General features: G+C 72.1%; 13 protein-coding genes. 6 read left to right on the plus strand and 7 right to left on the minus strand.

Annotated elements, in window-relative coordinates; translation table 11 throughout:
• Nucleotides 1-8 precede the first annotated feature (8 nt).
• Nucleotides 9-482, minus strand: coding sequence for a TlpA disulfide reductase family protein (locus VZL07_RS21215; RefSeq protein WP_426749424.1), 474 nt, complete (start codon nucleotides 480-482; stop codon nucleotides 9-11).
• A 112-nt stretch (nucleotides 483-594) separates the two neighbouring features.
• Between VZL07_RS21215 and VZL07_RS21220 the strand changes: the two genes are divergently transcribed.
• The 3 genes from VZL07_RS21220 to VZL07_RS21230 all read left to right on the plus strand — a co-directional run bounded on the left by VZL07_RS21220 (nucleotide 595) and on the right by VZL07_RS21230 (nucleotide 4,105).
• Nucleotides 595-1,716: an aminotransferase class I/II-fold pyridoxal phosphate-dependent enzyme gene (locus VZL07_RS21220; protein WP_426749425.1), complete on the plus strand. Its 1,122-nt coding sequence runs from the start codon at nucleotides 595-597 to the stop codon at nucleotides 1,714-1,716.
• A 184-nt stretch (nucleotides 1,717-1,900) separates the two neighbouring features.
• On the plus strand, nucleotides 1,901-2,788 hold the full coding sequence (locus tag VZL07_RS21225) for a hypothetical protein (protein ID WP_426749426.1): 888 nt from the start codon (nucleotides 1,901-1,903) through the stop codon (nucleotides 2,786-2,788).
• A gap of 21 nt (nucleotides 2,789-2,809) precedes the next feature.
• Complete coding sequence (locus VZL07_RS21230; RefSeq protein WP_426749427.1) at nucleotides 2,810-4,105, plus strand: choice-of-anchor X domain-containing protein; 1,296 nt, start codon at nucleotides 2,810-2,812, stop codon at nucleotides 4,103-4,105.
• Between the two features lie 5 nt (nucleotides 4,106-4,110).
• Here VZL07_RS21230 and VZL07_RS21235 read toward each other — a convergent pair whose 3' ends face one another.
• A complete protein-coding gene (locus tag VZL07_RS21235; protein WP_426749428.1) occupies nucleotides 4,111-5,307 on the minus strand; it encodes a hypothetical protein in 1,197 nt (398 codons plus the stop codon).
• Between the two features lie 380 nt (nucleotides 5,308-5,687).
• On the opposite strand from VZL07_RS21235, the gene VZL07_RS21240 reads away from it, so the two are divergent.
• On the plus strand, nucleotides 5,688-6,431 hold the full coding sequence (locus VZL07_RS21240) for a PP2C family protein-serine/threonine phosphatase (protein WP_426749429.1): 744 nt from the start codon (nucleotides 5,688-5,690) through the stop codon (nucleotides 6,429-6,431).
• Nucleotides 6,432-6,437: 6 nt separating this feature from the next.
• On the opposite strand, the gene VZL07_RS21245 is transcribed toward VZL07_RS21240, so the two are convergent.
• The gene (locus tag VZL07_RS21245) at nucleotides 6,438-7,037 is read right to left on the minus strand and encodes a hypothetical protein (RefSeq protein ID WP_426749430.1); all 600 of its coding nucleotides are present in this window, start codon (nucleotides 7,035-7,037) and stop codon (nucleotides 6,438-6,440) included.
• 252 nt (nucleotides 7,038-7,289) lie between these two features.
• Between VZL07_RS21245 and VZL07_RS21250 the strand changes: the two genes are divergently transcribed.
• Nucleotides 7,290-9,116, plus strand: a complete 1,827-nt coding sequence (locus VZL07_RS21250; protein ID WP_426749431.1) for a methyl-accepting chemotaxis protein — start codon at nucleotides 7,290-7,292, stop codon at nucleotides 9,114-9,116.
• Here VZL07_RS21250 and VZL07_RS21255 read toward each other — a convergent pair.
• From VZL07_RS21255 to VZL07_RS21270, 4 genes are all read right to left on the minus strand, one after another.
• Nucleotides 9,104-10,654: a PQQ-binding-like beta-propeller repeat protein gene (locus VZL07_RS21255; protein WP_426749432.1), complete on the minus strand. Its 1,551-nt coding sequence runs from the start codon at nucleotides 10,652-10,654 to the stop codon at nucleotides 9,104-9,106. The genes VZL07_RS21250 and VZL07_RS21255 overlap by 13 nt on opposite strands.
• A 139-nt stretch (nucleotides 10,655-10,793) precedes the next feature.
• The gene (locus VZL07_RS21260) at nucleotides 10,794-11,555 is read right to left on the minus strand and encodes an SDR family NAD(P)-dependent oxidoreductase (RefSeq protein WP_426749433.1); all 762 of its coding nucleotides are present in this window, start codon (nucleotides 11,553-11,555) and stop codon (nucleotides 10,794-10,796) included.
• A gap of 34 nt (nucleotides 11,556-11,589) precedes the next feature.
• Entirely contained in the window at nucleotides 11,590-12,420 is an 831-nt protein-coding gene (locus tag VZL07_RS21265) for a sterol desaturase family protein (protein WP_426749434.1), read from the minus strand.
• A 132-nt stretch (nucleotides 12,421-12,552) separates the two neighbouring features.
• Nucleotides 12,553-13,392: a DUF2058 family protein gene (locus VZL07_RS21270; protein WP_426749435.1), complete on the minus strand. Its 840-nt coding sequence runs from the start codon at nucleotides 13,390-13,392 to the stop codon at nucleotides 12,553-12,555.
• 105 nt (nucleotides 13,393-13,497) lie between these two features.
• On the opposite strand from VZL07_RS21270, the gene VZL07_RS21275 reads away from it, so the two are divergent.
• Nucleotides 13,498-14,520, plus strand: a complete 1,023-nt coding sequence (locus tag VZL07_RS21275) for a hypothetical protein (RefSeq protein ID WP_426749436.1) — start codon at nucleotides 13,498-13,500, stop codon at nucleotides 14,518-14,520.
• The last annotated feature ends 131 nt before the right edge of the window (nucleotides 14,521-14,651 follow it).

A 14,651-nucleotide genomic window follows, 5' to 3' on the forward strand; every position in this document is an offset into this window, starting at 1 on the left:
CGTGGGTGTCAGGGAGCGGGGGCGGGCGCGGCGGCGCTGGAGCGGACGAAGCGCTCCAGGACTCGCCGCGCGTGGTGTGCGCCGTTCTTGCCGACGAAGTGGTGGCGCAGCCGGCCGGAGTCCGCGTCGAACACCAGCCACGCGGGCGTGTCCAACACGTCATAGGCCTGGGCCATGGAGCCGTCGTCCACGGCGATGGCGTGGAAGAGCCCGTGCTTTCGCGCGAAGGCCTCCACCGCGTTGGTGTCGCGCAGCTCCTTGTCGGAGCCGGTGACGTCCACGCTGATGACCCGGAGCCCCTGCGGCGCGAACTCCGCGATGATGCGCTTCACCGCGTCGATGTCCTCGTCGCTCCCGCGCTGCTTGAGGGAGAAGAAGTGGAGGAGGACGGGTTGCTCATCCAGTTCGGACACGTGGATGGGCGTGTTGATCCACCCGCCGTCCGGGTCCAACAGGGTGATGGGGATGTCGAGCTTGGGCATGAGGGCTCCCGCGAGGCCTGGGGTTGGAAAGGACGCGACTCAAGCTAGGCACGGGAGGACGGCTCCGGGCGTCGCTGGACGGCAGGCCGCGAAGCAGGCAGACATCCACCGCATGCGCATCCCCGACTTCAAGCTGGAGCGGTACTTCGCGCGCTGGGAGTTCGCGGCGCCCTACCTGCTGTGCACGTCGGACATCGAGGGCTGGCGGATGAGCGACCTGCTGGCGCTCGCAGGCCCGGACGAGCAGGCCCGCTGGGAGGGGCTCACGCTGGGCTACACCGAGTCCACGGGCCTGCCCGCCCTGCGCGAGGAGATTGCCGGGCTGTACCCCGGCCTCTCGCCGGACCAGGTGCTCACCTTCGCGGGCGCGGAGGAGGCGCTCTTCGTCCTCGTCAACGTGCTGCTGGGCCCCGGCGACCACGCCGTCGTCACCTGGCCTGGCTACCAGTCGCTGCACGAGGTGGCGCGCGCCACCGGCGCGGACGTGACGCTGCTGCCGCTGCGCGAGGAGAATGGCTGGGCGCTGGACCTGGACGCCCTGCGCCGCGCGCTGCGCCCCCAGACGCGGCTCCTGGTGGTGAACTTCCCCCACAACCCCACGGGCGCGCTGCTGGACCGCGCCACCTTCGACGCGCTGTGTGAGCTGTCACGCGAGCGCGGCATCCACCTGCTGTCCGACGAGGTGTACCGGCTCCTGGAGTACGACGCCCGCGACACGCTCCCACCCGCGGCCAGCCACACGCCGCACGGCATCAGCCTGGGGGTGATGTCGAAGGCCTTCGGGCTGGCGGGGCTGCGCGTGGGGTGGCTGGCCTGCCGCGACGAGGACCTGCTGCGGCGGTGCGCGGCCTACAAGGACTACACCACCATCTGCAACAGCGCGCCCAGCGAGGTGCTGTCGCTCATCGCCCTGCGCGCGAAGGCGCGGGTGCTCGCGCGCAGCCGCGAGCTGCTCGCCGCCAACCTCGCGCTGCTGGACGCCTTCTTCGCGCGCCACGCGGACACCTTCCGCTGGGTGCGTCCGCGCGCCGGCAGCGTGGCCTTCCCCAAGCTGCTGCGTGAGACGCCGGTGGCCCACTTCACCGAGTCGCTCCGCGAGCGCGAGGGCGTGCTGCTGCTGCCGGGCGACGTCTATGACTTCCCTGGCAACCACTTCCGCCTGGGGCTGGGCCGCGCGAACCTGCCGGACGTGCTGGCGCGGCTGGAGCGCTACGTGCTCGACACAGCGCGTTGACCGCGGTGCGACGAAGTGTCGCCCGCTGGTGGGAATCCACGAGGGTGATGCGCTGCGTCAGTTCTCGCGTGCACTTCCAGATTTCCGTGACCTCGACCTTTTACACCGCGCGCCTCTACAGTACGCCTCCCCGCCAGGTCCCCCGCCTGGCGGGCTCCCCTTCGTAGCGCTGGAGGCGCTCATCATGAAGAAGCTCTTCGGTACGGTCATTGCCGCCGCCACGATGCTGGTTGGCTCGGAGGCCGCCGCGGCCAACTACACACTGTGGATTCACGGCCGCAACGGCGGCACGACGCAGGCCGGCAACTACAACGACTTCAGCTATTGGGGCCCCGCGAGCACCGCGGCGGGCGTGAACAAGAAGGCCGTCAACTGGGATGGTCGTCAGCGCATCGGCTCGCAGAACTACCGCATCCGCGACGCGCTGGACTGCTTCTGCACGGGACAGAACTGGTGCTACATCGCCGCGCACAGCGCCGGCAACCTGCAGATTGGCTACGCGCTGTCGATGTACGGCGGCTCGACGCGCCAGGTGAAGAACGCGTCCCCCAACGCCAGCGGCGTGTGCGGCAACGTCAGCGGCAACCCGACGCAGACGGGCTGGAACATCAAGTGGGTGAACGTGGCGTCGGGCGCCGGCGGCGGCAGCGAGCTGGCGGACATTGGCGAGTGGGCGGTCAGTGAGCCGCTGGTCAGCGACCTGGTCACCACCACCGCGCGCACCCTGTACAACCACAACACCACGCGCAACGTCTGGTTCTACATGTTCGCGGCCTCCAAGGGCACGGCGTACTCCTTCGTGCTCCCGGGCCAGGACGACGAGGCGGTGTCGTATCACTCGACGGGCGGCGTCTCGGGCAGCTCGGGCAGCTCGCAGTGCAACCCGGGTGACTGGTTCTGCGGCGGCACGCTGAACCTGGGCACGGCCGCATGCAGCGACGGGCGCGCGAAGTGGAGCTACCACACGGTGGAGCTGCGCGACGACCGGGAGGCGTACAACCACTACGCCGGAGGCAACTGGGGTGGCATCATCGCTCCCGTCCGCCAGGACGTCGTCACCTACGCGTACTGAGCCCCTCATCCCCGAAGCGACATGACTCCGACCGGTACCGTCTCCGCTCCCGCGTCCTCCGCGCGCCGTGCCCTGTGGGCCATCCCCCTCATCCCGCTGGTGCTGGGGGCCGTGGGGTGGTGGTGGATGGAGTCGGGGGCCGGCTCGGAGTCGGATGACGTGGTTGTCACGGCGTCCACGCCCACCGTCGCGGCGGGCGCGGCGCCCCGGAAGTCCGGAGGCGGCACGGGCGGGCCGTCTCGCGGACCGGTGCCGGGCGTCGCGGTGGCTGCGCCGGCGCTCAGCCCGGAGGCGGCCGAGCGCGAGGCCCAGCGCCAGCTGTGGGAGAAGCGGCTGGCGCGGGCGAAGCAGACGCTGGAGTCGTACATGAAGGCGACGCGCTATCCGCCCGAGTCGCGTCCCGCCAGCGAGCACCCGGACCAGATGGAGATGGCGGAGCCGGAGCGCACGCGCCCGTTGAACATGGACGGCTCGGACGTGCAGCTCCGGTTGAAGCAGGACCGCGTGTTCGTCGTCAGCGACGAGGTGGTGCACTTCTTCGTCGGCTGCGAGGACGCGCGCCGCATGCCCAGGTCCTGCGAGGTGGTCTCGGCCTCCGCGCAGGAGGCCGACCACATGCCCGGCGCGGGCGGCGTGGCGGCGGTGCCCCTCGCCTTCACGGATGACGGCGTGGGCGGTGACGCGCTCTCCGGCGATGGCACGTACACCGGCCGCTTCCAGCCGTCGAAGCAGCGCTTCCCCCTCTACTCGGGCACGCTGCGGGTGAACGTGAAGGTGCGCTCCGGCAGCTCGGAGGGGTCCGCCTTCTTCGACATCATGTACACGCCGTCGCCGCCGGCGGCGTTCACCGGCCGCGTGCGTGAGGTGCTGGACCACGAGCGCGGCTCGCTCCAGCTCTACCTCGGGATTCGGGTCCAGAAGGCGGGACGCTACGTGGTGGCGGGCCGCGTGGATGACGAGAGCGGCATGCCCTTCGCGCACGTGTCCTTCAATGAGGAGCTGCAGCAGGGCGACCAGGAGGTGAAGCTCACCATCGCCGGCAACCTCGTGCGGGACGAGGTGCCCACCTTCCCGCTGAAGCTGCGCGATGTGGAGGGCTTCCTCCTCAAGGAGATGGGAGACCCGGACCGCGAGCTGATGACCAGCCTGCGCGGCTACGTGCACACCACGAATGACTACCCGACGTCCGTCTTCTCCTCCGCCGAGTGGCAGAGTGAAGAGCGGCAGCGCTACCTGGACGAGCTGACCCGGGACGTCAACGAAGCCCTGATGGAGCTCGAGCGCTTCAACGACCAGGACGCGCCGGTTCCTCCGTGAGGCGCTCAGCGCTCGGGCGTGGGCTCGGAGGACGCGGTGCTCGCGCTCGCGTCGCCGGGCATGCCTTCGGGCCGAAGCTCGGGCTCGAGGGCCTCCGCGACCACCTCGACCCCCTGTGACGCGAGGGCCGCGGTCACCGGGGCGCTGGCCGCCGCGGGGTTGGCGGCCATGGAGCTCAGCACGCCCGCGACGGCGGCATCCTCGAGCGCGGGCTCATCCGGCACCATCGTGCCCAGGTCGAGCGGGTCCGCGAGGAAGGCATCCGGTCCCGCCGGGCTGACGGCCGGGTCCAGCGCCTGCCGCGCGGCGAACTGCTGTCCGTAGGTGGCCGCGTAGGCGCTGCCCAGCGCGAAGCCCGCGGGCGCGTCGTCGATACGGGCATCCCCGGCCGCGGCGGTCGCGAGGTCCGCCGGGACGGCGTCGATGCCCTCGGCGTGGGGCGTGCCGTTCACCGGGGCGCCGAGCACCGGGCCGTCGATTTCGTCCGCGAGGAAGCCATCCTCCGGGGTGGAGGGGAAGGCGCCAGGGGCTCGCGAGGGGAGGCTGCTGGCGGCTCCGGCGAGGCCCGCTTCGACCTCGGCGTTGCGGTGTCCGCCGGCCGCGGAGGTCGTGTGCGGCACCTCCTCGAAGATGTCTTCGAGCCCCAGCTCCAGGGCGGGCTCATGCGCCGCTGACGCTCCGGGAGCGTCCAGCATGAAGAGCACGTCCTCGGCTTCCATGGGCGTGGGCGCGGTGGAGGTGTCCAGGTGCTGCAGCTCCCAGGCAGCGGCCTCTGGCGAGAGCAGGTCGCTCCCCATGTCCTGGGCGCTGGGGCCGCGCGGCGTCGGCCGATGCGCCGCGCCAGCGACGGGCTCCCGCGGCGCGCCGAGCGTGGACGGGAGCTGCGCGCCCAACATCTGCGAGTAGCGTGGCGGAGCCGCTTCGAAGGAGCTCTCTCCGGCGAACACGCGCAGCTGCTCGGGCGCCTCGGCGTCCACCGCGTCCAGGCCCGCCAGCTTCGGCGCATGCGCCGCGAGCGACGTGTCCAGGTCGTCCACCTCCGCCTGGAACTCGCTCTCGTCGGCGTAGCCCCGCCGCACCGCGGGCACCGGCTGCAGCGGCTCGCGCGGGGCGAGCGGTGACACGGACTCCACGTCCGTGTCGAGCCGGGCCCGGGAGATGGCGCTGGAGATGCTCGCGGTGATGCGGCGGATGGACGTCATCAAGGGCTCCCTGCGGCGCACACGCCGGGCCGCATCGGCATTGTCGTCCCGCCCACGGAGAAGTTGCCAGGGACCCGCTCGAGGCCCGGCGAGTTCGCCGTTTCGTTGCAACGGAACCGTCCTGGTGGACAGGCGCCCCTGTCATGGCGCGGAGGGGTGGCGTTGGCACGAGGTGTGGGGTCGCGCCCCCACGTTGTGGGGGCTGTTGACGAATGGAGGGCACTTGCAGCGTCCGCAACTGGACGGGTGAGGAGCGGATGTCGAAGCGCCAGGGCACTCCCTCCCCAGAAAACGCTCGAACCGGGATATCCGTAGCTGGCGCCCGTTGGGGGAAGGGCGCTGGCCTCCCGCTTGCTGGTGGGAGGCCCGAGGAGGCAGTCATGAGAATGGACAGCGCGGGACAGACCCACATCGGCCGGCGGCCGCACAACGAGGATGCGTTCTGCGTCGCGCCGGAGCTGGGGCTGTTCGTCGTGGCGGATGGGCTGGGCGGACAAGAGGGGGGAGAAGTCGCCAGCCGGTGTGTCGTGGACACCTTCGTGGGCTTTGGCCTGCGGCTGGGGCAGGACCGGGACTCGACGTGGCCCACGGTGCCGGACCCCCGTCGCAGCCGTGAGGAGAATCTGCTGGCCGCGTGCTCGGCGCTGGCGCAGCGCAACCTCCAGGCGCAGCGCGTGGGCCGGCTGCGGGAGATGGCGTCCACCGTGGTGGCCCTGGCGGTGAGCGAGCACGGCGCGGCGGTGGCCCACGTGGGCGACAGCCGCCTGTACCGGCTGCGCGCCGGGAAGCTGGAGTCGCTGACGCGAGACCACTCGCTCATCGAGGAGCTGCGGGACGCTGGCATGGAGCCGCCGGGCGGCTCGGGCAACCTGCGGCACCTCATCACCCGCGCGCTCGGCACCGAAAACGCCGAGCCCACCGTGCAGCGGCTCCAGCCGGAGCCCGGGGATGTGTTCCTGCTGTGCTCGGACGGACTCTACGAGCCGCTGGGCCCCGAGGGACTGATGAAGCGCCTCACGCTGTCCACCGCGCGCGAGGCCTGCGACGCGCTCGTCTCGGACGCCTACGAGGCGGGTGGCAAGGACAACATCACCGCGGTGGTGCTGCGCGTCGCGGACGCGTGAGGCGTCTCAGAAGCCCACGCCGAAGGACAGGCTGGCGGAGGGCAGCCAGGTGTCTCCGGGCTGGATGAGCTGCGGCGCATACGGCAGCCATGCCAGGCTGAGGTTGAAGTCGCCCACCAGCTCGAAGCCCGAGGCCAGCGGGCGGAGGAAGCGCAGCCCGAGTCCCCCCTCGGGCCCTGTCGTCGCCACGCGGCGCCGGTCGGTGCCCCTGAACTGGAACCCCGCGTCGTCGCGACCCACCTGGGACTCCGCGAAGCCGGCGGCGAGGAAGGGCTGGAAGGTGCCCCAGCGCTCCACGTCGAAGGTCGCCAGCCGCAGCTTCGCGCGGAAGTGCGCCACCTCCGGCTCGGGGTCTCCGTGCAGGAAGCCGCTGCCGGTGCCACAGCCCTCCACCGCGAGGAAGGCCACGGGCGACAGCTCCAGGCAGAGCTCGGGCCGGCCATTGGCGTTCGCCGTGGAGCCGCCCACCCGCAGGTTGCCGAAGTTGCGAGGGGTGAAGCCGCGCTCGGCCCTGGCGCGTGCTTCGCCTGTCACTTCTTCCGCATGCAGCGCGGCAGGCGAGAATGCGAGCAGGGCCACGGCTGCTGGAATGAAGTGCGGGTGCATGGGGCGCACGCAAGCGCGCCGCTTCCACGCCGGTCAATGCAACGCCAGGGCAAGAGGTGTGGGTGACTGCGCGCGTGCACTGGGCGTGGACGTAGGTGCGAGGCCTCTGTGTAGGTCTCGCGATGTGTCAGGTAGCGCACAGCGCCGGGTCATTCCTGATACCTGTTGATCCTCGCTCATCGCGAAGCGTACTCGGATAGGCTGGAACTCTCCCCACTGGGTCCCCCCGCCCATCCCCTGGCTCAGCAGCGAATGACGCACAGCCTTGCCGCGCGCCTGTCCACCGCCCTCTCTCTCGTCATCCTCGGCCTCACCGTCGCGAGTGTCGCGCTGACGACCCTCTCGCTGCGCTCGTGGTCCCACGAGGTGCTCACCTCGCGGCTGGTCCAGGACGAAGCCGCATGGAGCCGCGCCGTGGCCCAGGAAGCGAGCGCGCTGACGTCCCTGGCGCGTGTCGCCGCGGCGGCGCCCACGTTGCAGGCCCTGCTGTCGAGCGACGCCGTGGACCTGGCGCCGCTGAAGGCCGAGCTGCGCTCACAACAATCGCTGCTGGGCGTGGAGCTGCTGCTCGCGCTGGACGCGACGGCGGGCGTGCGCGCGGGCAACGCTTCCGGAAGCGTGGTGGGACTGGAGGCCCTGGTGGAGCAGGGCGCGCCGGGCATCGTCCAGGTGGGCGAGGTGCCCTACCAGGCGGTGGCGCAGCCCGTGGCGGTGGGTGGCCGCACCGTGGGGCATCTGGTGCTGGGACGTCTGCTGGGCGCGCAGTCGCTCCAGGCGCTGCGTGACGAGCGCGGCGTGGAGGCGCTGCTGACGGTGGAGGCGAAGCCGGTGGCGCACGCGCTGGACGCCGCGTCACCCGAGGCGCTGCTCGCGGCGCTGGAGGGCAAGGGCCGGCCGGACGCGGTGGAGGTGGGCGACGTGTCGCTCCACCTGCGCCGGGTGGAGGTGGGGCCGGGCGTGGAGCTGCTGCTCGCGCGCGACAGCTGGAAGGAGGCGGCGCAGTACCGGCTGTCGCTGCTGATGGTGGTGCTGCTGGGCGTGGCCGTCACGGCGGCCGCGGGCACGGCCATCTTCCTGTTGGTGCGGCGGATGACGGAGCCGCTGCGCGAGCTGACCGCGGCCACCGCGCGCATGGTGTCGGAAGGGGACTTCCGGGCGCGGCTGGAGGTGCGCTCGAAGGATGAGATTGGCCAGCTGGCCGGCTCGTTCACGGAGCTGATGTCGCAGCTGCGCGAGCTGTTGATGGCGCTGCGGCATTCCGCCGAGCAGCTGGAGACGGCGTCCACCCAGCTCACGGAGTCCGCGGCCGTGCAGAACGAGGCCGTGTCGCAGCAGGCGGTGGCGCTCCACGAGACGCAGATGGCCGCGCAGCAGCTCCAGGAGGCCTCGCGCGCGGCGGCGCGGCGCGTGGAGGCTATCCTGCGCGAGGCGGACAAGGCCAGCAGCTTTGGCGAGGCGGGCGAGGCCGCGGTGACGGGCAGCGTGGGCGGGCTCACGCACATCCGCTCGCACGTGGAGCAGATTGGCCGCACCGTCGCGGAGCTGCACCAGCGCACGCGGCAGGTGGGTGACATCACCCGCACGGTGAAGGACCTGGCGGACCAGTCCAATGTGCTGGCGCTCAATGCCTCCATCGAGGCGGCGCGCAGCGGTGACGCGGGCCGCTCCTTCGCGGTGGTGGCGCGGCAGATGCGCTCGCTGGCGGACCAGTCCGCGGGCGCCACCACGCGTGTGCAGGCCATCCTGAGCGACATCGGCCGCGCCATCTCCCAGACGGTGAGCACCAGCGAGGGCGGCGCCCGCGAGGTGGAGGGCGGGCTGGAGCAGGTGCGCGCCGCGGGCGAGAGCCTCCGCTCGCTGGCGGGCATCATCCAGAACAACGGCAAGACGGTGCGCAGCATCGCCGAGGCCGTGAGCCAGCAGGACGCGGGCATCGCGGAGCTGTTCGCCGCGCTCAGCTCCATGGCGGACCTGGCAGACCAGATTGTGGACCGGATGGCCGCCAGCGAGCAGTCCGCCATCCAGCTGTCGGCGGCGTCCGCCGAGCTGAGCGCCATCGTCGGACGCTACCGGCTCTGACGCAGCGCCTGGGCGGGGGCGGCCTCGGGCTTCGCGCGGCCCGAGCGCGCGTTGTCGCCCCCCGCGCTCACCCAGCCGCGCGTCGCGGGCTCGGTGGCCGCCGCCAGGTCGAAGGCGCGGATGCTCATGCGCTGCGTCCAGTCGTTGCTCGCGTCCCAGTTCGTCCAGGCCCCCAGCACCACGCGGCCGCGGTGCAGCGCGGGCGGGGTGATGTACGGCGCCTGTCCTGGCAGCGCGCACGCGGACCGCTCGCGGCCGTCCAGGTCCAGCTCCCGCAGGAACGAGCCGAAGGCGGCGTCGTCTCCCGTGCAGGCGTACTCGCCGCAGCGCGCGTCCACCGGGCGGTCCACCAGCAGCAGGGAGTCGCGCTGGGTGAGCAGCGGCGCCATGGGCCAGCTTCCCACCGCCCGGTGCCAGCGCACCGTGCCGCTTTCGGGGTCCAGCCCGTAGAGGAAGGTGCCACCCGGGTGGGAGGTGGTCGGGCACCCCTCCGTGGCGCAGCCCAGCTCCGGCAGCACCAGCAGGCGCCCGGCCTGCAGCGTCGCGCGGCCGAAGGGAGAGCTGGAGCGCCCGAGCGAATAGGCGAAGGACTCGGCGGACGCGGTGGCCAGCGTGGCGCGCGGCGTGCCCGTGGCCGCGTCCACCAGCTCCGCGCGGCCCAGCATCAGCAGGCCGCTGTCCACCGCGGTGGGCTCCCGCACGCCCGGGCGCTGCGTCCGCCAGCGCAGCTGTCCGTCCGCCGCGTACGAGAAGAGCTCCGTGCGCTGCTCCAGGACGTTGGAGGCGCCGCCGTACACGTTGCCCTCCGCGTCCACGACGAGCGGAGCGTGGATGGGGGGCGTGCGCACCTGCCACGCCACGGTGCCCGTGTCCGCGTGCACCGCGACGAGCAGGTCCTCCGCGTCGGCGTCGCCGAAGGTGTCGTGCACCACCGCGACCAGGTAGGGCGGGCTGAGCACCAGGGATTCGATGCGGAGCCCGCGGTGCGCCTCCGGGGCGTCGTCCTTCACGGCGCCCAGCGAGAGGTTCCAGCGGACCTGGCCCGTTTGGCGGTCCACCGCGGAGAGCAGCGCGAGCCGGCCCGTGACGAAGAGTTGCTCGCCGTCCACGGTGTGCACGCTCCAGGCGCCGGGCGGCGGGAGCGCTCGCCGGTAGCGCACGTGTCCCTCCCACGTCACGGAGACGAGCTGGCACGCGAGCTGGCTCGGGTCCTTGTCCACCCAATAGCTGCTCTCGCACTCCGTCCAGTAGGTGTTCCCGTCCGCGTCCATGGTGCCGCGGAAGTCCACCGTGTGGTTCCACGCGGCGTCATGGCTCCACGCGAGGCGCGCCGTTCCGTCCGGGCCGGAGCATGCCGAGGACGCGTCAGGCAGCGGCATCTCGGGCCCAGGCGCGGGCGGCGTCTCGCCTTCCCCTTCGGCCGCGGGGGGCTGCGTCTCTCCGGAGGGGGGCTCGACGGGCTCCCGTCCGCTGTCCACCGGAGCGGAACAGCCCGCCCACAGCCACGCGCCCAGCACCACGCCTCGCAGTCCACTCACGCCCGCCTCCTGATGGCTGGCCACCCCGCCGCTTGCCGCCGGGGTGGTCGCGCACAGTGGGGATGGGATTCCCCGGGCGCAACACACCCCGCCATGGGCGGCGGCCGGGCAGGCAGTCAGGCGCAGTGGGCGTGAAGGCTCAGCCCAGCTCGCCGCCGTCGATGGCGTAGGCCGAGCCGGTGATGCCGCCCGCCGCGTCCGATGCGAGGAAGAGGCACAGGGCGGCGACCTCCTCCGGGGTGATGATGCGGCCCATGGCGTTCATGGACGCCAGCGCCTCGCGCGCCTGCTCCTCGCTGCGACCCGTCGACGCGCTGATGGCGGACGTGGCCCCGGCGAACATGTCCGTCTCCACCCAGCCCGGGTTGATGATGTTCACCGTCACCTGCTTCTTGGCGTACTCCGTCGCGAGCGCGCGCGTCAGCCCCAGCAGCGCGTGCTTGGACGCGCAGTACGCGGACGTGTACTTCACGCCTCGCACCGCGGCCATGGAGCCGATGTTGATGACGCGGCCGCCCCCGGCCTTGGCCATGGCGGGCATCAGCTCACGGCAGAGCAGGAAGGGGGCCGTCACGTTGACGGCCATGACCCGGGCCAGGTCCTCGGTGCGCGTCTTCGTCAGCGGCGCGGAGACGGTGATGCCCGCGTTGTTCACGAGCACCCGCGGGGGGCCCTCCGCGAGGATTCGCTGGCTCGCGGCGAGCAGCGCGGCCTCGTCGGCCACGTCCACCGCGTGCGTCCGGATGCGCTCGCCGCCTTCCTTCCGGAGCGACTCCAGCGCGTCCGCCGAGCGCGCCAGCGCCCAGACGTCGTGGCCCTCCTTCGCGAAGGCCAGCGCCACCGCACGGCCAATGCCCCGGCTCGCGCCCGTTACCACCACCGTCTTGTGGGTCGTCGTCATGAGGCCAGCCTAACGCCCGGGCCTCGGGCTGGCATCAAGGCGCGCCCACGCCGCTGACAGGGACGGTGGGCGTCAGGGTGGGGGTGCTCGCCTCCGGACGGATGCGCTCACCCATGCGCTCCAGGCCGTTCCCCGCACGGGCGCGGGCGTGCACCTGCGGGTAGTCGTCGAACGCCGTGCCCAGCCACCGGTCCAGCATCGGCGTGAAGAGGCCGTAGTGCCCCTGGTGGCGGGCGTGGTGCATGGCATGGAAGGTGGTGGTGAAGAAGAGCCGCCCTGCCCACGACTGCACGAAGCGCTCTGGGAACCACTCCGTGTTGCCGTGGGCCAGCACGTTCAGCGTGTAGTTGGTGAGGATGTAGAGAAGGACGCCCACCTGGGTGATGGGCATGAACGTCCCGGCCGCGGCGAGGAACAGGAAGGCGCCTCCCAGCAGGACGAAGCGCTCCACGAGGGAGAAGGACAGCGAGGTGAGCGGGTTCGTCACCTGGGCCACGTGGTGCTGGGCATGCATCCAGTACAGCGCCCGCGTGTGCATCAGCCGGTGGGTGACGTAGAACCACACCTCGAAGGTGACGAACATCCACGCGAACGTGAGCAGCGTCGCCGTCCAGGTGAAAGGCGCGAAGAGCTCGCGTTGGTACGCCCGGAAGACACTGATGAGCAGCGCATCCCCCACGATGACGACCAGGGCGGCGCGGGCTTCGCTGCGAAGCTGTCCGGGTGCCAGCGCGCGCCGATAGACGCGGAGCCGCTCGGCGGACTTCAGGTGAGACACCCCCCAGCCCAGCCCGAGCACCGACACCTTGATGGCGCCGGAGACCGCGAGGACGACGGGCAGCAGCTTCAGGAATCCCTGCACCATGGGCACCTCTCGCCACGGGATGGTCAGGGATGACAGCACATCCACCGGCCCTTGGGGTGCGCGCGGGCGGCGCCGCGACATCCCCCTCCCCGGCGTCATGACGGACGGGGAGGGGGCACGTCATCACTCAGGTCAGCCGTTCTGGGCTTCGTCGCTGCTCGCGGCCGGCTCGGCGGACTCGCCCTCGGCCTGCGCCTCGGGCGTTTCGGTGGCGTCGCCTTCGGGCTCGTCGGGCGTCTCCGTCGCGGTGCCCGCCGCCTCGGCGGCCTGCTGCGCCTTGAGCTCCTCGTCGTTCATGAAGCCGACGGGGTTCTCCTTGCGGTTGAGGAAGCGCACGGCCTTCTTCGACAGCGCGAACATCTGCTCGGCCGTCGCCGCGGGCACCAGCGAGTGCTCGATCTGCGCGGGCTCGGGCCGCTCCACCACGCCGAGCTCGCCCTCCTCGAGCTGCTTCGCCTGCGCCGGGCTGAGCTCCAGCCGCCGCAGCTTGCCCTTGCGGGTCATGAAGTAGAACGCCGTCTCACCCGGCTCGATGGGCACCTGCGCGCCGAGCACCAGCTCGCGCAGGGCGCGGTCCAGCTCCACCTGCCGCTTGGACTCCGCGCGCTGGTAGGCCTTGGAACCCGGCATGGGGGGCAGCTTGGGAATGGCCCGCTCCGGCGCCGCCGGGCGACCGTGCTGGGGGGCCCCTCCATGACGGGGCGCGCCAAAGCCGCCGCCCGGACGACCGCCGCCCTCGCGCCGGCCTCCGTCGCGGCCGCCAGCGGGACGGCCTCCGCCCTCGCCTCGGGGCGGGCCACCCTGTGTCCGGTTGTCGTCACGGCGGGGGGGAGGACGGTTCGCGCCTGAACGGCCGCCCTCCTGGGGACCGGGCCGCCGGGCTTCCGCCTGGCCGGCCTTCGTCTCCACCTTCTTGGCCTGTTCCTCGGTGACGAGGCCCGCCTTCAATAGCTTGTCGCGCAGGTTCTGCATGAGTTGGGCGTTCTATCCCTTGCACGGCCGCACGCAAGCGACTGCTTGCCGCTCGTGTATGCCCCACGTAACTTGCCGGCCCGGTCGTACCCTCCCGGAGGAGTCGTGAGCCGTCTGAAGAAGTCCGCCTTCACCCTCGCCGTGGCGCTGGCCGCCGCGGGCTGCTCGGACCCAGTCGACAAGGCGGCCAAGGCGCGCATCTTCTCGCCGGAGGATCCCCCCAAGGTGGTGGCATCCGCAAAGGAGAAGCTGCCCCCCGAGGACGTCGCGGACAACCCCCAGGTGGCGCGCCGCATCCTGGGCATGGACGCCGCCGAGGTGACCGAGCGTCTGGGCCCCCACCGCTACCAGGCGACGGTGGGGTACGAGTGGACCTCCGAGGCCTCCATCCCCGTGAAGCTCACCGAGACGCGCACCTTCCGCGCGGGCCCCGGCGGGGTGAGCGGGGACTTCCATGGCGTGCTGGAGAACTCCCGGGACCAGGGCCTGGAGGTGATGCGGGTGGGGGGGCAGGTGTTCGCCCGCAACCGCTACGGCCCCTACCGCCAGCGTCTGCGCGACCGCGGCATGGCCGAGCGCACCCGCGCGGAGCTGACGGGCGCCATCCGTGACTTCGACAGCCTCTTCCAGGGCCGCCTCAAGCTGACGCCCGAGGGCACCGTCACCCACGAGGGGCGCACCGCCTGGCGCTACATCGTGACGCTCGGGCCCGCCTCCCAGGCGAGTGCTTCCCGGCCCCTGCCGCCCATGCCCCAGCCCAAGAAGGGCGCGGACGAGTCGACCCTCCGCCGGGCCAACTTCTTCGCCCACCGCCTGCCGCGCTCGCTGGACGGCGAGGTGCTGGTGGACGCCGCCACCTCCGTGGTCCTCAAGGCCCGCTTGGACGGGCGCATTGGCGTGCCCGGGGACAAGACGCCCGAGGCCGCCGAGCTGCGCATGACGCTGGAGGCGGTCCTCACCGAGGTCGGTCAGGACCCCAAGCTCCAGCCGCCCGAGGACTTCCTCCCGGACGCGGACAAGCCCCAGGGCATCGCCGACGCGCTCGATACCTTCGGCATCCAGCGCAAGAAGGCCTCGGACGAGGCCAGCCCCGAGGCGCCCGCCGAGCCCGAGGACGAAGAGGGCTGAGGCCGCTCCGGGGGCCGCCCCCTGGCGGGACCCGTTCCCCGGTGAACGGCTGGCTGGGACTCTGGGGTCGCCCGGACCGGGTCGGAGGACACCGGCGCTACATCCTGGCAGCGGCCTGTTGGAAGAAAATT

Origin of the sequence: Pseudomyxococcus flavus (assembly GCF_050038885.1) — a bacterium.
GTDB lineage: Bacteria > Myxococcota > Myxococcia > Myxococcales > Myxococcaceae > Myxococcus > Myxococcus flavus.